The sequence below is a fragment of the Streptomyces sp. V4I8 genome (genome assembly GCF_041261225.1).
Lineage (GTDB): Bacteria > Actinomycetota > Actinomycetes > Streptomycetales > Streptomycetaceae > Streptomyces.
Map to the genome: position 1 here is coordinate 2,740,160 of NZ_JBGCCN010000001.1, position 20,468 is coordinate 2,760,627.

Below are 20,468 nucleotides of genomic sequence, written 5' to 3' on the forward strand. Positions count from 1 at the left end.
GCACCGCGGTATTGACGATCTGTCGCGTCACCCCACGAGGTTGTCCGCCAGTTCCTCGGAGAGGTTGGCCTCCGTGCCCGGAATGCCGAGGTCCTGGGCCCGCTTGTCGGCCATGGCCAGGAGTCTGCGGATCCGGCCGGCGACGGCGTCCTTGGTCAGCGGCGGGTCGGCGAGTGCGCCCAGCTCTTCGAGAGAGGCCTGCTTGTGCTCCATGCGCAGGCGTCCGGCGGCGGCGAGGTGCTCGGGGACCTCCTCGCCGAGGATCTCCAGGGCACGCTGGACCCGGGCACCGGCGGCGACGGCCGCGCGCGCGGAACGGCGGAGGTTGGCGTCGTCGAAGTTGGCGAGGCGGTTCGCCGTGGCGCGGACCTCGCGCCGCATCCGGCGCTCCTCCCAGGCCAGCACGGACTCGTGCGCGCCGAGCCGGGTCAGCAGGGCGCCGATCGCGTCGCCGTCCCGGACGACCACGCGGTCCACGCCGCGCACCTCGCGGGCCTTGGCGGCGATCGACAGCCGGCGGGCCGCGCCGACCAGGGCCAGCGCCGCCTCGGGGCCCGGGCAGGTCACTTCGAGGGAGGAGGAGCGGCCGGGCTCAGTGAGCGAGCCGTGCGCCAGGAAGGCCCCGCGCCAGGCGGCCTCGGCGTCACAGGTGGCCCCGGAGACCACCTGCGGGGGCAGACCGCGGATCGGGCGGCCGCGCCCGTCGACCAGGCCGGTCTGGCGGGCCAGCTGGTCACCGCCCGCGACGACACGCACGACGTAGCGCGAGCCGCGGCGCAGCCCGCCCGGCGCCATCACGATCAGCTCGGAGCTGTGGCCGAAGATCTCCAGGATGTCCCGCTTGAGCCGGCGGGCCGCCATCGCGGTGTCCAGCTCCGCCTCGATCACGATGCGCCCGCTGACCAGGTGAAGGCCGCCGGCGAACCGCAGAATGGCGGAGACCTCCGCCTTCCTGCAGCAGGTCCGGGTGACGGGAAGCCGGGAAATCTCATCCTTCACCGCTGCCGTCATCGCCATGGGCCGATCCTTCCATGCATCCGAAAAATACGGTCGTACGCGGCGGCGAGCAGCTCCGGGTCGTGCCGGGGCGTCCCGTCCGTCCGGGCCACCGGGGCCAGCTCGACCGCGGCACCGAGCCGCTTGGCGGCCTCGGTGAGCACATCCCGGTCCGGCACGGCGGCCTCGTCGGCCAGCACCACGTCCAGGGCGAGTTTAGGGGCGTGTCGTCCCAAAACCTCCAAATGACGCTGCGGGGAGAAGCCTTCGGTTTCTCCCGGCTGCGGGGCGAGGTTCAGGGAGAGTACCCGGCGCGCCTTCGTCTCGGTGAGGGCGTCCAGGAGTTCGGGCACGAGCAGATGCGGGATGACGGAGGAGAACCAGGACCCGGGACCGAGCACCACCCAGTCCGCGTCCCGGACGGCGGCGACGGCCTCCGGCACGGCGGGCGGGTCGGACGGTACGACGTGCACCGACTGCACCTCACCGGGGGTGAGCGCGACATTGGCCTGACCGCGGACGGTGTCGACGTCATCGGGGTGGTCCGGGTCGTGCCCCTTGACCAGGGCCTGGAGCTCCAGCGGTACGGCGGACATGGGCAGCACGCGCCCGTGCGCGCCGAGCAGCTTGCCGACCAGGTCGAGAGCCCGGACGTGGTCGCCGAGCTGCTCCCAGAGCGCGACGATCAGCAGGTTGCCGACCGCGTGGTCGTGCAGGTCGCCCTGGGAGTGGAAGCGGTGCTGGATGACCCGGGCCCAGGTCTGGCCCCAGTCGTCGTCGCCGCACAGGGCGGCCAGCGCCTTGCGCAGATCACCGGGCGGCAGCACGCCCAGCTCGTCGCGCAGGCGCCCGCTGGAGCCGCCGTCGTCGGCCACGGTGACGACGGCGGTGAGGTCGCCGGTGATCCGGCGCAGCGCGGCGAGCGAGGCGGACAGGCCCATGCCGCCACCGAGGGCGACGACCTTGGGCTGGGTGCCGCGGCGGCGCGGCCTGGCACCGCGGCCCTCGGCGGACCGGCCGGCGCGCGACTCGGGCACCGCCCGGCGCAGCCTGCTCAGCCGCGGAGTACGTCCCGTCATTCCCGTCCCATGTCCCGGTGTACGACCACCGTCTCCACGCCCTGGGAGGCGAGGCGGGCGGCGAGCTTCTCGGAGGTGGCGACCGAGCGGTGCTTGCCGCCCGTGCAGCCGACCGCGATGGTCACGTACCGCTTGCCCTCGCGGCGGTAGCCGGCCGCGATGAGCTGGAGCAGCTCGGAGTAGCGGTCGATGAACTCCTTCGCTCCGGGCTGGTTGAAGACGTACGCCGACACCTCCTCGTTGAGGCCGGTGAAGGGGCGCAGCTCCGGGACCCAGTGCGGGTTGGGCAGGAAGCGCATGTCCACGACCAGGTCGGCGTCGACCGGGAGGCCGTACTTGAAGCCGAAGGACATGACCGTCGCCCGCAGCTCGGGCTCCTCCTCGCCGGCGAACTGGGCGTCCATCTTGGCCCGCAGCTCGTGCACATTGAGGCTGGAGGTGTCGATCACCAGGTCGGCGTCTCCGCGCAGCTCACGCAGCAGCTGGCGCTCGGCGGCGATCCCGTCGACGATACGGCCGTCACCCTGGAGGGGGTGTGGGCGGCGCACCGACTCGAAGCGGCGCACCAGGGCGTCGTCGGAGGACTCCAGGAAGACGATCCGGCGCGTCACACCCCGGGTGTCGAGATCCGAGAGGGACTCGCGGAGGTTGTCGAAGAAGCGGCGGCCGCGGACGTCGACGACCACCGCGATCCGCGCCACGTTGCCCTGGGAGCGGGCGCCGAGCTCCACCATGGTGGGGATCAGCGCGGGCGGGAGGTTGTCGACGACGAACCAGCCGAGGTCCTCCAGACACTTGGCGGCCGTCGAGCGGCCCGCTCCGGACATACCGGAGATGATCACCAGCTCGGGGATGGCCGCTTCGGGAACCCCGGCTGAATCGATGCCCGTACTCACCTGTGCTCCGTCTTCCTGGCGTGCTTCCTGCTGGGTGAGATCCTCGCCGCCCTTCTTGTGTGTTTCCTGGGCTTGTCGATCTCGTTCGGCTGTGGGCTGTGTGTCGTGCTCGCTCATGTCTCGTGCCCCCGTCGTTCGTCCGGGGCGCCCGCGGACACGGGCTCCCCCGAGGTCTCCGCCGTCGTTTCGGATTCCTCGTCTTCCATGATCTCTCCAGTCGCCGTGTTGACGGCAGGTGCGGCCGGGGCCGCCTGGGCGAGGGCCACGGCGATCGTCTCGGCCGTCTTGCGACCTATGCCCGGAACCTCGCAGATCTGGTCGATTGTCGCGGATCGCAGCTTCTTCACCGAACCGAAGTGCTTGATCAGCGCCTGCTTGCGAGTCTCACCGAGGCCCGGGACATCGTCCAGCGGGCTCGACCGGAAACGCTTGGCCCGCTTGGTGCGCTGATAAGTGATCGCGAAGCGGTGGGCCTCGTCCCGGACGCGCTGGAGCAGATACAGGCCCTCGCTGGTGCGGGGCAGCACGACCGGGTCGTCCTCACCGGGCAGCCAGACCTCCTCCAGGCGCTTGGCCAGGCCACAGACGGCGATGTCGTCGATACCGAGTTCGTCCAGGGCTCGCTGGGCGGCCGCGACCTGCGGCTGTCCGCCGTCGACGACGACGAGCTGCGGCGGGTAGGCGAACCGCTTGGGGCGGCCCTCGTCGTCCTTGAAGCCGTCGGCGAGAGGAGCGGAAGCGGTGTCGGTGAGGGGGCCGGAGGAGGTGTCGGTGAGTGAGCCGGGGGAAGTGAGGGTGCTATCGCCGTCGGAGGCCGCGAGGGTGTTCTCGCCGTCGGTCCACTCGCCGGTCTTCTCCTTCTCGGAGAGGTAGCGCTTGAAGCGGCGGGTGATCACCTCGTGCATGGAGCGGACGTCGTCCTGGCCCTCGAAGCCCTTGATCTGGAAGCGGCGGTACTCGCTCTTGCGCTGCAGCCCGTCCTCGAAGACGACCATGGAGGCCACGACATCGTCGCCCTGGAGGTGGGAGATGTCGTAGCACTCGATCCTGAGCGGGGCGCTGTCCAGGTCGAGGGCGTCGGCGATCTCCTCCAGGGCACGTGAGCGCGTGGTCAGGTCGGAGGCGCGCTTGGTCTTGTGCAGGACGAGCGCCTGCTGGGCATTGCGCTCGACGGTCTCCATGAGAGCGCGCTTGTCGCCGCGCTGGGGGATGCGCAGGGAGACGTTCGAGCCGCGGCGGCCGGTCAGCCACTCCTGCACCGGCTCCAGCGGGTCGGGCAGGGCCGGGACGAGGACCTCCTTGGGCACGGCGTCCCCGGTCTCCTCGCCGTAGAGCTGCTGGAGGGCGTGCTCGACGAGGGCCCCGGTGGTGATCTCCTCCACCTTGTCGGTGACCCAGCCGCGCTGGCCGCGCACCCGGCCGCCACGGACGTGGAAGATCTGCACGGCCGCCTCGAGCTCGTCCTCGGCGACCGCGATGAGGTCGGCGTCGGTCGCGTCGGCGAGCACGACCGCGTTCTTCTCCATGGCCTTCTTCAGGGCCTCGATGTCGTCGCGCAGACGGGCGGCCCGCTCGTACTCCATCTCGTCGGCCGCCTCCATCATCTGCTTCTCCAGGCGGCGCAGATAGGTGCCCGTGCGGCCGGTCATGAAGTCGCAGAACTCCTCGGCCAGTTCGCGGTGCTCCTCGTCGGAGACGCGCTCCACGCACGGGGCGGAGCACTTGCCGATGTAGCCGAGCAGGCAGGGGCGGCCAGTGCGGGAGGCGTTCTTGAAGACGCCGGCCGAGCAGGTGCGGACCGGGAAGACACGCAGTAGAAGGTCGACGGTGTCCCTGATCGCCCACGCGTGCGCGTACGGCCCGAAGTACCTGACGCCCTTCTTCTTGTGACCGCGCATCACCTGCACGCGCGGGAACTCCTCGTTCATCGTCACCGCGAGGTACGGGTAGCTCTTGTCGTCGCGGTACTTGACGTTGAACCGGGGGTCGTACTCCTTGATCCAGGAGTACTCCAGCTGCAGCGCCTCGACCTCCGTGGACACCACGGTCCACTCCACGGAGGCGGCCGTGGTGACCATGGACCGGGTGCGCGGGTGGAGGCCCGCCAGGTCCTGGAAGTAGTTCGCCAGGCGCTGGCGCAGGCTCTTCGCCTTTCCGACGTAGATCACCCGGCGGTGCTCGTCACGGAACCTGTACACCCCGGGAGAGTCGGGGATCTGTCCCGGCTTGGGGCGGTAGCTGGAGGGGTCGGCCATGTCTCACACCCTACTGGCGAGCAGTGACAGTCCGGCGGGGCTGTGGACAGCGGCCCGGCCGCGTGGCCCAGCGGTCCACGAGCCACGGCCCGCGGACCGGGGGCGTCCCGGAATCCCGCAGGTGGGGGACGGTCCTCAGCACCTCCGCGAGCGGGACCGCGGCCGCGTCCAGGCACGCGTCACACCACCCATGTCCGGGTACGCGTCACACCCGCCGCGTCCGGGTACGCGTCTCGGCGCCCGTTCGTGAGCCCGTAGCCACCGCTGCCGCCCTCGGCCCGGGGCGGCGGCGTGCGCGCCGGGGTCGTCCTTGGCGATGATCGCCTCGGCTCCGCAAACCTCACGGCCCGGGCCGCTTCAGCCTCAGCGTCGTCCTCACTCCGGTCAACGTCGATCTCCACGGCGAGAGCGTCTTCGGCCTGGTAGTGAAGCCCGTCCGCAGCGGCTCCGCGCTGATCATCCCGACCTTCTCACTCAACGTCGGGACCAGCACGGCAACTTGAGGCCGACACATCGCGACTCGGCCAGGGTGTGGCGCTCTTGGGCATCAGGTGTTGTCGGGACTTGGTCAACACGCTTCAATGCGGGGGAGCTCAGGGCCCTGAACGACGGCGTACGGATGTGAAGACCCCCGCCGCGCCGACGGAGTGGCCCCGACCAGCAGCGCACCCCGGTCTGACCAGCCGTTGGGAACAACCACAGAAAGGCCCCTGCATGCCGCACGCCACACAGCACGCGGACATCCCCGCCCTCGCCACCGCGGAACTGGACACGGCCCTGCGAGGCGGCCCCTTCCATGTCGCCCTGCGCGCCGCGATAGCCGCCCGGGGACTGCCGCTGCAGCGGGTGCAGCACCATCTGTCCCGCCGTGGTGTGAAGGTCGGCGTCACCAGCCTGAGCTACTGGCAGCAGGGCGCCCGCCGGCCACAGCGCCCCGAGTCACTGCGTGCGGTACGGGCGCTGGAGGAGATCCTCCAGCTGCCGGAGGAGTCCCTGATCCGGCTGCTCGCCGAGGCCGACGACCACTCCGCCCTTCAGCGGCCGGCGGCCCGCTCCTACCGCTCCCTGGTGGAGGCCTCTGGCGTCCTGGAGCAGCTGCTGGCCGAACTGGACTGTCCGATCGACGGCGGCCTGCACACCCTCGCCCACCATGAGCGGGTACGGATCGGGGCGCGCTGCGAGCTGGCGGGGCGCGAGTCGCACCACGTCGTGCGCGCCCACAAGGACGGCGTGGACCGCTTCGTCGCCGTCCACCACGGCGACCCCGGATGTGTGCCGGAGCGCATGGCGGTGCACGCACTGGAGAACTGCCGTACGGGCCGGGTCCGTTGGCACCAGGAGACGGGTGTTCTCGTGGCCGAGCTGCTCTTCGGTACGCGGCTGCGGGCGGGCGACACCTACCTCTTCCGGCACGGCGTCGAGGACGGGACTGCCGGCGTGTCCCGCGAGTACGCCCGCGGCTTCCCTCTCGCCGGAGGCCAGTACGCCCTTCAGGTCCGCTTCGCCGAGAACACCCTGCCGGTCCACTGCCACCGCTTCTCCCAGCACTCGGCGGCAGCCCCGCGCAGCGGCCGCCAGGGACTGGCCCTCAGCGGGCTGCACCGTTCCGTCCACCTGGTCGAGCCTCGGGTGCGGACGGGGATCGTGGGCATCGGGTGGGAGTGGGAGTGACTGGGAGTAGGTAGACACCCCGTCCCGTCCTGGGCCTGGCCGGCCACCAGGTTCTGATCCACGTACGGCTCGGCTTCCCTCTTGGTGGTCGGCTGTGAACCTTGCGGTCGGGCTGTCGACGTAAACGATTGCGCAAGCGTTTACGTCTGGCGCCGAATGGGATAGCTTCCCGGCCAGAGGAACCGCGGCGCCCCCGGGAGGGAACGCCACAGGGAGGGGATCTCGATGGCAACCATGGCCGACGTCGCGCGAAGCGCCGGCGTGTCCGTGGCGACCGTCTCCCATGTGCTGAACGGCACCCGGCCGGTCCTGCCCCACACGCGCCAGGCGGTGCTGGACGCCATGGACGAACTCGGCTACACGCCCAATACCCTCGCCCGTTCCCTGGTGACATCCCGCACCCGGTCCATCGGGCTCGCGGTCTCGGCGGTCAGCAACCCGTACTTCACGGAGATACTCCAGGGCGTCGAGGCCGGCGCCCTGGAACACGGCTACAGCCTGCTCATCGCCGACCCGCACGACGATCCGGAGCATGAACGCAAGGTCGTCCAGCTACTGCACGAGCGCCGGGTGGACGGCATGATCGTTGCGCCCTCCGCCGACCCGCGCGAACTCCTCGCCTACCTCGGGCGTCACAAGGTGCCCACCGTCCTCCTGGACCGCTTGGTCGACCTCCCGCTGGACGGCTCGACGCGGTTCGACCAGGTCTGCGCCGACAGCGCCGGCCCGATGGCCCAGCTGGTCACCCATCTCGCCGACCTCGGCCACCGTCGGATCGCCCTGGTCGCCGGGCTCCCGGGTCTCAGCACCACCAGCGAGCGACTGACCGGGTACCGGGACGGCCTGGCGACGGCCGGGCTCGGGTACGACGAGCGCTTGGTCATACACGGGGACTCCGAGTCGGCCGGCGCTGAGCAGGCCACCGCCGCGCTGCTGTCGCTCGCCTCGCCACCCACCGCTCTCGTGACCGCGAACAACGCGATGACCATCGGCGCCCTGCGCGCCCTGCGCGGCCACGGCATGTCCGTGCCCGACGACATCGCGCTGTGCTGCTTCGACGACTTCGCCTGGGCCGACCTGTTCTCCCCCAGGCTCACCGCGATAGCCCAGCCCAGCAGGGACATCGGCGCCCAGGCGGTCCGGGTGCTCCTCGACCGCCTCGCCGCACCGGACCGGCCTGCCCGGACCAAGCGGCTCCCCTGCACCTTCGTGCACCGCACCTCATGTGGATGCCCGGAACAGCCCCTGACGTCCGTGAAAGGAACCGTCTCGTGATCGTCGTCGCCGGTGAGGCCCTGATCGACCTGGTACCGCAGGGCACGGGCGCCCTCGCGGGCCTGAAGCCGGCGCTGGGCGGCGGCCCCTACAACACCGCCGTGGCCCTCGGTCGCCTCGGCTCCCCCACGGCCTTCTGCTCCCGCACCTCCCACGACGCCTTCGGGGAGGCCCTGCTCGACGGGCTGCGAGAGGCCGGGGTGGACGTATCGGCCGTGCAGCGGGGTGTGGAGCCGACCACCCTCGCCGTCGCCACCATCGACGCGAACGGCTCGGCCGCCTACTCCTTCTACGTCGAGGGCACCGCCGACCGGCTCTTCACAGCACCGTCGGAGCTCCCCGCGGCAGCCCGCGCGGTGTCCTTCGGTACCTGCTCGCTCGTCCTGGAACCGGGGGCGAGCGCGTATGAGGAGCTGATGCGGAGCGCGGCCGCGCAAGGGGTGTTCACCGCGCTCGACCCCAACATCCGAGCCGGACTGATTCCCGACCCCGACGGGTACCGGGCCCGGTTCAAGAGCTGGCTGCCGTCGGTGTCGCTGCTCAAGCTCTCCGAGGAGGACGCGCTGTGGCTAGGCGGCACACCGCGTGAGTGGCTGGCCGCGGGACCTTCGGCCGTTGTGATCACTCACGGCGGTGACGGGCTGACGGCCTTCACCCGGGACGGTGCCGTGCACTCCGTGCCGGGCGAGGAGGTGGACGTCGTGGACACGATCGGTGCGGGCGACACCGTGAACGCGGCCCTGTTGCACGGGCTGGCAGCCCAGGACGGCCTGTCCGCCGAGGCGCTCGTGGGACTGGGCGCCGACGGCTGGACACGGCTGCTGCGGTTCGCGGCGCGGGCTGCCGCGATCACCTGTTCCCGGGCGGGCGCCGAGCCGCCGTACGCCTCCGAACTGGGGGACCTCTAGGAGGCGTTCCGTGCCATTCCACTCTTGAGCAGTCAAGGTCCGTCACTGCCGCAGCAATCGGGCAGCTGATGATCCAACGTGCGGCGCCCCGCGGGGAGTTCGACACTGTTGGCGAATCCGGGGCCTGAGCGTGACGTCGGCCTTCATGACCCGTTGTGGTCGTGAAGGCCGACGTTGTGTTGGGGAGGGTGTCGGTGTCGTTGCAGTCCAGGAAGGTCGACGGGGTTCCTGAGGAGACGGTCCGGGTGGCGCGGGCTGCGTTCCCGAAGGGCAGCCTGGCGATGCGGATACGTGACGAGCTGGGCGAGCTGTTCTCGGACGCGGACTTCGCGGGACTGTACCCGAGCAGGGGGAAGCCGGCGTGGTCGCCGGGCAGCCCGGGGGTGTGCGTCTGGACCGGGTCCTTGAGGCCGCTGCGGAGCACGGCCTGCTCATGGCCGGTGTCCGTGCGCGTACGGACTCCACGATCGTGCTGTCAGCCGCGCGGCGGGGGGATGTCGTCGGCGGCGTGGAGCACTGGCAGCCACTGACGCCTGGGCTCGGTCTGCCTGGAGGCATAGCGATCTCCTCTATCCGCCGCAAGGCCGCAACAAGGTCATCGCCATTTGCGGGAGTCGGTATCGCCGAGGGATCGGCACACTGCCGCCCGCCTTACGGGTACGAGAAAAAAATGGCTGCCATGTCGACCTCGGCGACTGGATTGAAGCGCTCGCAAATGCCGCAAAGCAATACATGAGTGATGGCACTGAAAACCGGAGTGGCTTAATCCACCCTTTTCCCTGTCTGTGCGGTCCAGTGGACTAGATCTTGAACGGATCGCCAAGACGGGAGGAATTGTGCAGATTCTGCGAAAGTTCTTCATTGGTATCGCTGCCGTGTCCATGGCTGCGGTAGGTGTGGTCAGCTCGCCAGCACAGGCGACGCCGATGCCTGCAGTTTCACAGGAAATCAACGCTGGGCAAATTGTAGAGCCGGCCGCCACGGGTAAGTGGAGGATCCGGGTCTCATTCTTTGGGCGAGCGGGCGAGGACATTCCCCTGCGGCAGGGTGACGCGAACTTCGGATGGGTGCATATCCAAGATAGGCACCCCATCAACGAGACGTCCTTGAACGGATTCATAGATCAAACGCTGGACAATGGCCGGTACGGGCAGCCCCAGGACGGCAAAGTGATCGTCAGGTACCTCACCCCGTCCGGATGGTTCAGGGTAGTCTTCACAGAACGAGAGGACGACCGATCCGGTGATGGTCGCCCGGTAGGCATCATCACTGCTTTCATGGAATGATCTTCGGAAGGAGGCGGAATCTTGATGGAGCGTGAGCCGCACGGTGGCCTTCCTCCGCGAGAGTGGCTCTCCAGATTTCAGGATTCCGCGGAGGCGAGGCTCCGCAGCCAGTTTGCCTCCGAAGAAGACGCCGGGTCTCTGTCCAGCCTAGCTTTCGAAGACCGCGAGGACGGCGTTTGGGCGATCGCGACTTTTGCGATGCGCTCGGTTCAGGGTGTCACATTCATCCGCAGCCAGCGCGTAATGCCTGACTTGAGTTCGGAATGGGATCCAGATTTTGCGGCCATGCTGTTTGAAACACACTTGATCGAGTGGTTTTATACGGACGCTAAACGCAATACGCCAGATTCCAGCGGTACGGTCCGAAACTAGCGTATGTCTTGTTCTCGCAAGCTCTTCACGGGCGTCTGATCAACCGTGGGACGGATGGCCTGGAGGGGGCTCTTGTCCGCTTCCTCACCAGGTAGGCACCCGACAGAGGGCAGCGGGCAGGATCAACATGCAAATGACCGCTCTGCCCGGGGCGTAGGCGTACGTACGATGTGAAACGGCCGCGCCCCCGGCATTGCAGCGACATTATCGGCAAATCCGGCCCGCCGAGTTACTCGGCGGGCCGGATGGCTGCCAGATGCGACGTGCGAGTGCGAGCTCGTGGGACGTCGGTCCACCAGGCGTTGAGGCGATGGAAGTTCATCGCGGTCGCGGTGAGCTGGTGCTGCAGCCTGGCCTTGGCCAGGCCGTGATAACGGCATCGCCGCAGGCCGAAAGCCCGGACACCCTGGGAGATGGTCCCTTCGACACCGGCCCGGTGTGCGTACTGCTCCTTCCACTCCTGGGTGTCTTCCTGGACTCGGGCCTGCTGGATCACCTCCTGCTCCGCCTGGGGGTGGAGAGTGATGTTGCGCCCCTTGGTGTCGGAATTCATGTCAGCGCGGGTGCACTGCTTACGGTCGTCGCAGGGGCGGCAGGCAGCCAGCGGGAACCGTTCTCGGACCACGGCTGCCCCCTGCTGGGAGCGGTCCTCGCGCCAGTTGGTGGTGGTCTTGCCGTTGGGGCAGGTCACCCGCCGGTTGTCCCAGTCGATGGTGAAGTCGGCCTGGGAGAAGCCTTCGTTGTCCTTGGTCTGCCAGCTGGTGGACGCGAGGATCGGGCCCACCAGATCGACCTTGTGGTCCCGGCGGGCGGTGACCACCTCCCGCGCGGTCGCGTAGCCGGCGTCGACCAGATGGCGTTCGGGCAGGAGGCCGCGCTCGGCAAGGTGAGCGTGGATCGGAGCGACCAGGCGGACGTCCTGGATGGTGGAGTCGGTGGTGGCGACGTGGGTGATCAGGTTCGGGCTGTCCGGCTCGCAGGTCTCGGTGAGGTGGACCTTGTAACCGTCCCAGAAGGTGCCGCGCTTCACGCTCCCCCGTGCGTCGGTGTCGTAGGGCGTGACCAGCCGCTCCGCGCCCGGCGGGCGGTCCTTGAGGTCCCGGCGGCGGGCCTGCCCGTCGTCGATGAAGTACTGCTGGATCCACATCTGCCGCAGGGTCTGGACCCGGTCGAGGAGCCGTAGGGATGCGGGGGCGTCCGGCCCGTGCAGGGCCGCCAGTAGCCTCAGTCCGTCGGCGCCGATCTGCTCGATCAGCTCAGTCTGCTTGGCCCTTCCCTTGGGCAGGCGGGTGTCTTCGAACCGGATCGCGTACCGGTCGAACCAGTCGGACGGAACCCACTCGGCCAGCCACTCCGGCTCCCGGGCGGCCACGCTGTTCAACGCGGCCCGCAGGGTCTCACCGAGCCGCACCAGCCCGTTGATCTGTCGCGCGGCGGACAGCACGATCGTGGAGTCCGTGCGGGCACGGCCGCCGGCCTTGAGCAGGCCGTGCTCCGCGGCGGCCTCAAGGACCCTGTCCAGGAGCTGGATCCCGGCGTCTCCCGTGATCAGCCGGTCCCTGAACTCGGTGAGTACCGAGTGGTCGAAGCCTGGATCGGCCAGCTCCAGCCCGAGGAGGTACTTCCAGTCCAGCCGTCCGCGCACTGCGTCCGCGGCCTGCCGGTCCGAGAGTCCCTCGGCGAACTGCATGACCAACACCAGCGCCAGCCTGCCCGGCGACCACGCCGGCTTTCCCCTGCTCGGGTACAGCCCGGCGAAGTCCGCGTCCGAGAACAGCTCGCCCAGCTCGTCACGTATCCGCATCGCCAGGCTGCCCTTCGGGAACGCAGCCCGCGCCACCCGGACCGTCTCCTCAGGAACCCCGTCGACCTTCCTGGACTGCAACGACACCGACACCCTCCCCAACACAACGTCGGCCTTCACGACCACAACGGGTCATGAAGGCCGACGTCACGTTCAGGCCCGGATTCGCCAACAGTGTCGAAGTTCCCTCGGGGCGCCGCACTTTTTCTGGATTTGTTCGGGCTGCTGCCCGCGAGCCTCAGGCCTTGCGGGCCCGCGTCGTCTTCTTCGCGGGCGTCGCCTTCTTCGTGGCAGCCGCCTTCTTGGTAACTCCGGCCGTCTTGTCGATGGCCTTGTTGTTGGCCGCCTTCGTGGTCCTGGCGGTCGCCGTCTTCTTCGCCGTCGCCGTTGCCGCGACCGTCTTCTTGGCCGCTGCCCTGCGCGGGGCCTTCACCGAGGCCGCGTCGCTGATCCGGTCGGCGCCGAGGATCTCCCGAAGGAACTTGCCGGTGTGGCTGGCGGGGACCGCGGCGACCTCTTCGGGCGTGCCCTCGGCGATGACGAGGCCACCGCCGGCGCCGCCCTCGGGGCCCATGTCCACGACCCAGTCGGCGGTCTTGATCACGTCGAGGTTGTGCTCGATGACGATGACCGTGTTGCCCTTGTCGACCAGGCCGGAGAGGACCTTCAGCAGCTTGCTGATGTCCTCGAAGTGCAGACCGGTGGTCGGCTCGTCGAGGACGTAGACCGTGCGGCCGGTGGAGCGCTTCTGCAGCTCGCTGGCGAGCTTCACCCGCTGGGCCTCGCCGCCGGACAGAGTGGTCGCGGACTGGCCGAGGCGGACGTAGCCGAGGCCGACGTCGTTCAGCGTCTTGAGGTGACGGTTGATCGCCGGGACGGCCTCGAAGAAGTCCATGGCTTCCTCGATCGGCATGTTCAGGACCTCGGAGATGGACTTGCCCTTGTAGTGGACCTCCAGGGTCTCCCGGTTGTACCGGGCACCGTGGCAGACCTCGCACGGGACGTAGACGTCCGGGAGGAAGTTCATCTCGATCTTGATCGTGCCGTCGCCCGCGCAGTTCTCGCAGCGGCCGCCCTTGACGTTGAAGGAGAAGCGGCCCGGCATGTAGCCGCGGACCTTCGCCTCGGTCGTCTCGGCGAACAGCTTGCGGATGTGGTCGAAGACGCCGGTGTACGTCGCCGGGTTCGAGCGCGGTGTGCGGCCGATGGGCGACTGGTCGACGTGCACGACCTTGTCGACGAGGTCGTCACCGTCCACGCGCGTGTGCCGCCCGGGGACGTTGCGCGCGCCGTTGAGCTCGCGGGCCAGGTGCGTGTACAGGATGTCGTTGACCAGCGTCGACTTGCCGGAGCCGGAGACGCCGGTGACCGCGGTGAACACACCCAGGGGGAAGGAGACGTCGATGTCCTGGAGGTTGTTCTCGCGTGCTCCGTGCACCGTGAGCCGGCGGGACGGGTCCTGCGGGCGACGGATGTCGGGCAGCGGGATGAACTTCTTGCCGGCCAGGTACTGACCGGTCTGCGACTCGGCGTTGACGAGCAGCTCCTTCAGGGAGCCGCTGTGCACGACCTTGCCGCCGTGCTCACCGGCGCCGGGGCCGATGTCGACGACCCAGTCGGCGGTCTTGATGGTGTCCTCGTCGTGCTCGACGACGATGAGCGTGTTGCCCATGTCGCGCAGCCGGACGAGGGTCTCGATCAGCCGGTGGTTGTCGCGCTGGTGCAGACCGATGGAGGGCTCGTCGAGGACGTACAGCACGCCGACGAGTCCGGAGCCGATCTGCGTGGCCAGGCGGATGCGCTGGGCCTCGCCACCGGAGAGCGTGCCCGCCGCCCGGTTCAGCGAGAGGTAGTCCAGGCCGACGTCGACCAGGAACCGCAGCCGCTCGTTGACCTCCTTCAGCACGCGCTCGGCGATCTTCTTGTCGCGGGCGTTGAGCTTCAGCTTGCCCAGGAAGTCGGCGCAGTCGCTGATGGACATCGCCGAGACCTCGGCGATCGACTTCTCCATGATCGTGACCGCGAGGACGATCGGCTTCAGGCGGGTGCCTTCACAGGTGGGGCAGGGCACCTCGCGCATGTAGCCCTCGAAGCGCTCGCGGCTGGCGTCGCTCTCGGCCTCGCTGTGCCGACGCTTGACGAAGGGGACAGCCCCTTCGAACGGCGTGGTGTAGACACGCTCGCGGCCGTACCGGTTGCGGTAGCGGACCTCGATCTGGGTCTTGTGGCCGTGGAGCAGGGCCTTCTTGGCGCGCTGCGGCAGACCGGCGAAGGGGATGTCCGTCCGGAAGCCGAGCGCGTCGGCGAGGGCGCCGATCAGGCGGCCGAAGTAGTCCTTGGTGTGGCCGTGCGACCAGGGGTGGATGGCGCCCTCGTCGAGGGACTTGTCCTCGTCCGGGACGATCAGCTCGGGGTCGACCTCCATGCGCGTACCGATACCGGTGCACTCGGGGCAGGCGCCGAAGGGCGAGTTGAAGGAGAAGGAGCGCGGCTCCAGCTCCTCGAAGGAGAGGTCGTCGTACGGGCAGTACAGGTGCTCCGAGTACATGCGCTCGCGCTCGGGGTCGTCCTCGGGGAGGTCGACGAAGTCGAGCACGACCATGCCGCCGGACAGGCCGAGGGCGGTCTCCACGGAGTCGGTGAGCCGGCGCTTGGCGGAGTCCTTCACCGTGAGGCGGTCGACGACCACCTCGATGGTGTGCTTCTCCTGCTTCTTCAGTGTGGGCGGGTTGGAGAGCTGGATCGTCTCGCCGTCCACGCGCGCGCGGGAGTAGCCCTTGGTCTGGAGGTCGGCGAAGAGATCGACGAACTCGCCCTTGCGCTCGCGCACCAGCGGCGACAGCACCTGGAAGCGGCTCCCCTCCGGCAGCTCCAGGACCCTGTCGACGATGGCCTGCGGCGACTGGCGCGAGATCGGGCGGCTGCACTGGGGGCAGTGCGGCTTGCCGATGCGCGCGAAGAGCAGACGCAGATAGTCGTAGACCTCGGTGATGGTGCCGACCGTCGAGCGCGGGTTGCGCGAGGTCGACTTCTGGTCGATGGAGACCGCCGGGGACAGTCCCTCGATGAAGTCGACATCCGGCTTGTCCATCTGGCCGAGGAACTGCCGGGCGTACGACGACAGTGACTCCACGTAGCGCCGCTGCCCCTCGGCGAAGATGGTGTCGAAGGCCAGCGAGGACTTGCCCGACCCCGACAGGCCCGTGAAGACGATGAGCGAGTCGCGTGGCAGGTCGAGCGAGACATTCTTGAGGTTGTGCTCGCGCGCGCCACGGACGATGAGACGGTCGGCCACGCCGGTCCGCACCTTTCTTGAGAGAAGTAACAGGGGGCGAGGCCCCCGTGTGTTCTCGGCTTCGAGGCCCCCGTGCTTTCTCAGACTAGGGGGAGCCACTGACAACGCCGATCGGATTCCGCGATGCATAACAATCCGCGGCCATCCAGCATGCCCGACGCCACGACCGACCCTATAGCACGCGCATTCGATTTACGGCACTCGTTCACCACCTTCACCCAAAGGTGTGGCGGGGCTAATGTCAGCACCATGATTGATCACGCTCGTGACCTGGTGTCTGTACGTGAAGCGACCGAACGGCTGCTCACCGCAGCAGCCAAGCTGGACAACGCGTCGATGACCGAGCCGTCACGGCTTCCCGGCTGGAGCCGCGGCCACGTCCTCGCCCATCTCGCCCGCAACGCGGACGCCCTCGTGAACGTCCTCGAAGGGCGGCCCATGTATCCCTCCGCCACGGCCCGGGACGCCGACATCGACCGGGACGCCCCGCGCTCCCTCGACGTCCAGCTCACCGACGTGCGCGAAAGCGCGGCCCGCTTCCAGGAGACGGGAGCGACGCCGGCGGACTGGTCTCGCACCGTAGAGCTGCGCAACGGGGTCACCGACACTGCGGCCCGGGTGCCGTTCCGGCGGTGGGTCGAGGTGGAGCTGCATCACGTGGATCTCGGTATCGGATACGAGCTGGAGGACCTGCCGGCGGAGTTCGTGGAGCGGGAGATCGATTTCCTCGCGGAGCGGTTCACGGGGCACCCGGATGTGCCGTCGACCCGACTCACGGACGGTACGCGCGCGTGGAGCACGGGCCGACGAGCGGGCGCCCCCGAGGTCACCGTCCAGGGCTCCGCGCCCGAGATGCTCGGCTGGCTCGCCGGACGCCGCGACGGGGCAGGGCTGACCGCGACAGGCGGCACACTGCCGTCGCTTCCCCCGCTGTAGTCGCCGGACGGTCCCCTGGGTCGTTCCGCCGCTGTAGCGCCGGGACCGCTCTGCCGCTGTGGCGCCTGGACGGCCCCTGGACCGCTCCACCGCTATAGGCTGCCGACATGACGTACAGCGGACAGGTGACGGTCGGTGGCCCCGCCGACGTGCACGAGCTCAAGGACCTGATGATCACCAAGATCGCGGTCGGCCCGATGGACAACAACGCCTATCTGCTGCGCTGCCGGGCCACGGACGAGCAACTGCTGATCGACGCCGCCAACGACGCGGAGACACTGATCGGCATGATCGGTGACGACGGCATCGCGTCCGTCGTCACCACGCACCAGCACGGCGACCACTGGCAGGCACTCGCCGCGGTCGTCGAGGCCACCGGCGCGCGCACTTACGCCGGCCGGGACGACGCCGACGGCATTCCGGTGCCGACCGACGTCCTGGTCGACGACGGCGACACCATCCGGGTCGGACACGTGGAGCTGACCGCGCGCCATCTGGTCGGGCACACGCCCGGCTCCATCGCCCTCGTCTACGACGACCCGCACGGACATCCCCATGTGTTCACCGGGGACTGCCTGTTCCCGGGCGGCGTGGGCAACACCCGCAAGGATCCGAAGGCGTTCGCCAGTCTGATCCACGACGTCGAGACGAAGATCTTCGACGCCCTGCCGGACGAGACATGGGTCTACCCGGGGCACGGCAACGACACGTCGCTGGGCGCGGAGCGGCCGCATCTGCCGGAGTGGCACGCGCGAGGCTGGTGACCGCGGAGCTGGTGGACCGCGGGACCGGCGGGTACGCGCGCCGTGCGCGCCCCGCGCACGTGCCCCGTGTGAACCGTTCACACGCGCTGGTGTCATGCGCGCGCTCCCCGCGTGCGTAGTTGCGCAGTCAACTGGAAGCAGCCCCGCACAGGATGACGGCTCCTGAGCGGTACGGGCCGCCGGTCTCTCCATCCCCGCCCTCGACCGGCGGCCCCGGCGGCTGCCGGGCGAAGTGTTCACGAGAACGCAACATCCGTTCCCACTATGCGGAACACGACCGTCGTGACCTCGACAAACACAACGGCGTCCTGTCAATCTCCCGCCATGCTTCTTGCTGCCCCTCGCGTGCTGCGCCACGCCGTCGCCGTCGTCACGACAGCCCTGCTCGCCACCGCTCTCGGCTGTGCTCCACAGCCGGAGGGGAAGGCCGCCGACACACCGTCGGGGTCGGCCGGGAACACCTGCGCCAAGGGCGAGTTGGCCACCAGGACCTCCGGCAAACTGACCATCGCCACCGACGAGCCGGCGTACGAGCCCTGGTTCAAGGACGACAAGCCGGCCAACGGCAAGGGCTTCGAGTCGGCGGTCGCGTACGCCGTGGCGAAGCAGCTCGGCTATGACAAGAGTGCCGTCGTCTGGCAGAGCGTGCCGTTCAACAAGGCCTTCGCGCCCGGCGAGAAGACCTTCGACTTCGACATCAACCAGGTGTCGATCAGCGACGAGCGCAAGAAGGCCGTGGATTTCTCCTCCGGCTACTACGACGTCCGCCAGGCCGTCATCGCGCTGAAGGACAGCAAGGCCGCCAAGGCGAAGAGCATCGCGGACCTGAAGGGTCTCAAGCTCGGCGCCCAGGTCGGCACCACCAGCCTCGACTACATCGACGACGTGGTGAAGCCGACCCAGGAAGCCGCCGCGTACGCCAAGAACGACCAGGCCAAGTCCGCGCTGAAGAACGGCCAGGTCGACGCCATCGTCGTCGACCTGCCGACCGCCTTCTACATCACCGCGGCCGAGGTGACGGACGCGACGATCGTCGGGCAGTTCGAGAACCAGGGCGGCATCGCGGAGCAGTTCGGCCTCGTGCTCGACAAGGGCAGCGCCCTCACCGCGTGCGTGACGGACGCCGTGGACACCCTGCGCGATGACGGCACCCTGGCCGAGCTCGAGCAGCAGTGGCTGTCGGACGCCGTCGACGCCCCGGTGCTCAAGTGACGGTCACCAAGGAGGAGTCCGGCCGCGAGGGCGCGGACGGCAACGGCGGCATGTCCGGCGGGGGTGAGGGCTACGTCCCCTCGCAGCGACGTCTCGACCGCGAGCGCTACAAGCGCGCACGCGCGCGCCGCGCGACGGCGCTCGCAGCCCTCTCCACTCTGGTCACGGTCGTCGTTCTCTATGTGGTCGTGGTCAACGCACCGGGCTGGCCGCGCACCAAGGAGACGTTCTTCAACGGGGAGTACGCGCGCGAGGCGTTCCCCAAGGTCCTCGAAGGGCTCTGGCTCAACGTCCGGCTGCTGCTGATCTGCGGTGCGGCGGTGCTGGTCCTCGGGATGCTCATCGCCGTCGCCCGCACGCTGCGCGGTCCGGTGTTCTTCCCGCTGCGGGCGCTGGCGGCCGCGTACACGGACTTCTTCCGGGGCCTGCCGCTCATCATTAACCTCATGATCGTCGTCCTCGGCGTCCCCGCTCTGCGGCTGCAGGGCGTGACCGTCGACCCGGTGCTGCTGGGTGGGACGGCGCTCACCTTGACGTATTCGGCGTACGTCGCCGAGGTGTTCCGCGCGGGCATCGAATCCGTCCACCCCTCGCAGCGCGCCGCGGCCCGCTCGCTCGGCCTCACCAACCGACAGGCGCTGCGGCACGTCGTCCTGCCGCAGGCGGTACGCCGTCAGGTGCCGCCCCTGTTGAACGACCTGGTGTCGCTCCAGAAGGACACCGGTCTGGTGTCGATCGGCGGGGCGGTGGACGCCGTACGGGCGGCGGACATCATCGTGGGCCGCAGCCTCAACTACACGCCGTACATCGTCGCGGGCCTGGTCTTCGTGGCGCTGACCATCCCGATGACCCGCTTCACGGACTGGGTGACGGCCCGGATGGACCGTCGGCGCGCCCAAGGAGGAGCCCTGTGAGCGAGGCGGCAGTGAACAACGCACCTGTGCTGCGGATGGAGTCCGTCCGCAAGACCTTCGGCGGCTCGGTCGTACTGCGCGACGTAGACCTGGAGGTCGCCCCGCACACGGTGACCGCGCTGATCGGCGCCTCCGGCTCCGGCAAGTCGACGCTGCTGCGGTGCGCGAACCTGCTGGAGGACATCGACGACGGTGCCATCTGGCTGGACGGCGAGGAGATCACCGATCCGCGCGTCGACCAGGACGCCGTACGGCGCCGTATCGGCGTGGTGTTCCAGGCGTACAACCTCTTCCCGCACATGACGGTCCTGGAGAACATCACCCTCGCCCCGCGCCGGGTCCACGGCGTGTCCCGGGCGAAGGCCGAGGCACACGCGCGTGAGCTGCTGGAGCGGCTCGGGCTGGCCGACAAGGCGCGCGAGTACCCGGACCGGCTGAGCGGCGGTCAGCAGCAGCGGGTCGCGATCGTGCGTGCCCTGGCCGTACGTCCCCGGCTGCTGCTGCTCGACGAGATCACCGCCGCTCTCGACCCGGAACTCGTGGGCGAAGTCCTCACCGTCGTCCGCGACTTGAAGGCGGACGGGATGACGATGGTGCTGGCCACCCACGAGATGGCGTTCGCACGCGAGGTCGCCGACCAGGTTTGTTTTCTGGACGGAGGGGTGGTGCTGGAGCGGGGCTCGGCCGAGCAGATCTTCGAGGATCCGCAGCAGGAACGTACTCAGCGCTTCCTGCGACGGATCGTGGAGGCCGGACGCCTGTAAGGACCACTCGCCATGGCGGGGCGGTCCTTACCCGTCAGCCC

The 20,468-nt window shown here is 69.1% G+C and carries 16 protein-coding genes and 1 pseudogene; 10 read left to right on the forward strand and 7 right to left on the reverse strand.

Annotation, left to right across the window (positions count from 1 at the left end; all coding sequences use genetic code 11):
• Positions 1-27: 27 nt before the first annotated feature.
• Genes whiA through uvrC form a run of 4 tightly spaced genes read right to left on the reverse strand, consistent with a single transcriptional unit; the run spans position 28 to position 5,226 of the window.
• Entirely contained in the window at positions 28-1,017 is a 990-nt protein-coding gene (whiA, locus tag ABIE67_RS12455) for a DNA-binding protein WhiA (RefSeq protein ID WP_062719176.1), read from the reverse strand.
• Complete coding sequence (gene yvcK, locus ABIE67_RS12460; RefSeq protein WP_370256521.1) at positions 1,008-2,075, reverse strand: uridine diphosphate-N-acetylglucosamine-binding protein YvcK; 1,068 nt, start codon at positions 2,073-2,075, stop codon at positions 1,008-1,010. Before yvcK ends, whiA begins: the two co-directional genes overlap by 10 nt.
• The gene (rapZ, locus tag ABIE67_RS12465) at positions 2,072-3,088 is read right to left on the reverse strand and encodes an RNase adapter RapZ (protein ID WP_370256522.1); all 1,017 of its coding nucleotides are present in this window, start codon (positions 3,086-3,088) and stop codon (positions 2,072-2,074) included. The genes yvcK and rapZ overlap by 4 nt, the downstream gene beginning before the upstream one ends.
• A complete protein-coding gene (uvrC, locus tag ABIE67_RS12470) occupies positions 3,085-5,226 on the reverse strand; it encodes an excinuclease ABC subunit UvrC (protein WP_370256523.1) in 2,142 nt (713 codons plus the stop codon). The genes rapZ and uvrC overlap by 4 nt, the downstream gene beginning before the upstream one ends.
• Positions 5,227-5,940: 714 nt before the next feature.
• Between uvrC and ABIE67_RS12475 the strand changes: the two genes are divergently transcribed.
• The 4 genes and pseudogenes from ABIE67_RS12475 to ABIE67_RS12490 all read left to right on the forward strand — a co-directional run.
• On the forward strand, positions 5,941-6,897 hold the full coding sequence (locus tag ABIE67_RS12475; RefSeq protein ID WP_370256524.1) for a hypothetical protein: 957 nt from the start codon (positions 5,941-5,943) through the stop codon (positions 6,895-6,897).
• Positions 6,898-7,122: 225 nt separating this feature from the next.
• Entirely contained in the window at positions 7,123-8,172 is a 1,050-nt protein-coding gene (locus ABIE67_RS12480; protein WP_370256525.1) for a LacI family DNA-binding transcriptional regulator, read from the forward strand.
• Complete coding sequence (locus tag ABIE67_RS12485) at positions 8,169-9,080, forward strand: carbohydrate kinase (protein WP_370256526.1); 912 nt, start codon at positions 8,169-8,171, stop codon at positions 9,078-9,080. The genes ABIE67_RS12480 and ABIE67_RS12485 overlap by 4 nt, the downstream gene beginning before the upstream one ends.
• Positions 9,081-9,361: 281 nt before the next feature.
• A pseudogene (locus ABIE67_RS12490) lies at positions 9,362-9,570 on the forward strand (IS5/IS1182 family transposase); the annotation flags it as partial.
• A 514-nt stretch (positions 9,571-10,084) separates the two neighbouring features.
• On the opposite strand, the gene ABIE67_RS12495 reads toward ABIE67_RS12490, so the two are convergent.
• A complete protein-coding gene (locus ABIE67_RS12495; RefSeq protein WP_370256527.1) occupies positions 10,085-10,408 on the reverse strand; it encodes a hypothetical protein in 324 nt (107 codons plus the stop codon).
• Between ABIE67_RS12495 and ABIE67_RS12500 the strand changes: the two genes are divergently transcribed.
• Positions 10,391-10,738, forward strand: a complete 348-nt coding sequence (locus ABIE67_RS12500) for a hypothetical protein (protein ID WP_370256528.1) — start codon at positions 10,391-10,393, stop codon at positions 10,736-10,738. The two genes, ABIE67_RS12495 and ABIE67_RS12500, sit on opposite strands and share 18 nt — an antisense overlap.
• A gap of 229 nt (positions 10,739-10,967) precedes the next feature.
• On the opposite strand, the gene ABIE67_RS12505 is transcribed toward ABIE67_RS12500, so the two are convergent.
• Positions 10,968-12,629, reverse strand: a complete 1,662-nt coding sequence (locus tag ABIE67_RS12505) for an IS1182 family transposase (RefSeq protein ID WP_370256529.1) — start codon at positions 12,627-12,629, stop codon at positions 10,968-10,970.
• Between the two features lie 151 nt (positions 12,630-12,780).
• Entirely contained in the window at positions 12,781-15,837 is a 3,057-nt protein-coding gene (gene uvrA, locus ABIE67_RS12510; RefSeq protein WP_370256530.1) for an excinuclease ABC subunit UvrA, read from the reverse strand.
• Positions 15,838-16,086: 249 nt separating this feature from the next.
• Between uvrA and ABIE67_RS12515 the strand changes: the two genes are divergently transcribed.
• From ABIE67_RS12515 to ABIE67_RS12535, 5 genes are all read left to right on the forward strand, one after another.
• Positions 16,087-16,773: a maleylpyruvate isomerase family mycothiol-dependent enzyme gene (locus ABIE67_RS12515; protein ID WP_370256531.1), complete on the forward strand. Its 687-nt coding sequence runs from the start codon at positions 16,087-16,089 to the stop codon at positions 16,771-16,773.
• A 107-nt stretch (positions 16,774-16,880) separates the two neighbouring features.
• A complete protein-coding gene (locus tag ABIE67_RS12520) occupies positions 16,881-17,537 on the forward strand; it encodes an MBL fold metallo-hydrolase (RefSeq protein ID WP_370256532.1) in 657 nt (218 codons plus the stop codon).
• 324 nt (positions 17,538-17,861) lie between these two features.
• Entirely contained in the window at positions 17,862-18,749 is an 888-nt protein-coding gene (locus tag ABIE67_RS12525; RefSeq protein ID WP_370256533.1) for an ABC transporter substrate-binding protein, read from the forward strand.
• Entirely contained in the window at positions 18,746-19,663 is a 918-nt protein-coding gene (locus ABIE67_RS12530) for an amino acid ABC transporter permease (RefSeq protein WP_370256534.1), read from the forward strand. Before ABIE67_RS12525 ends, ABIE67_RS12530 begins: the two co-directional genes overlap by 4 nt.
• Positions 19,664-19,698: 35 nt before the next feature.
• Positions 19,699-20,427 (forward strand): amino acid ABC transporter ATP-binding protein, encoded by a 729-nt coding sequence (locus tag ABIE67_RS12535; protein WP_370268493.1) that lies wholly within the window; start codon positions 19,699-19,701, stop codon positions 20,425-20,427.
• Positions 20,428-20,468 lie beyond the last annotated feature (41 nt).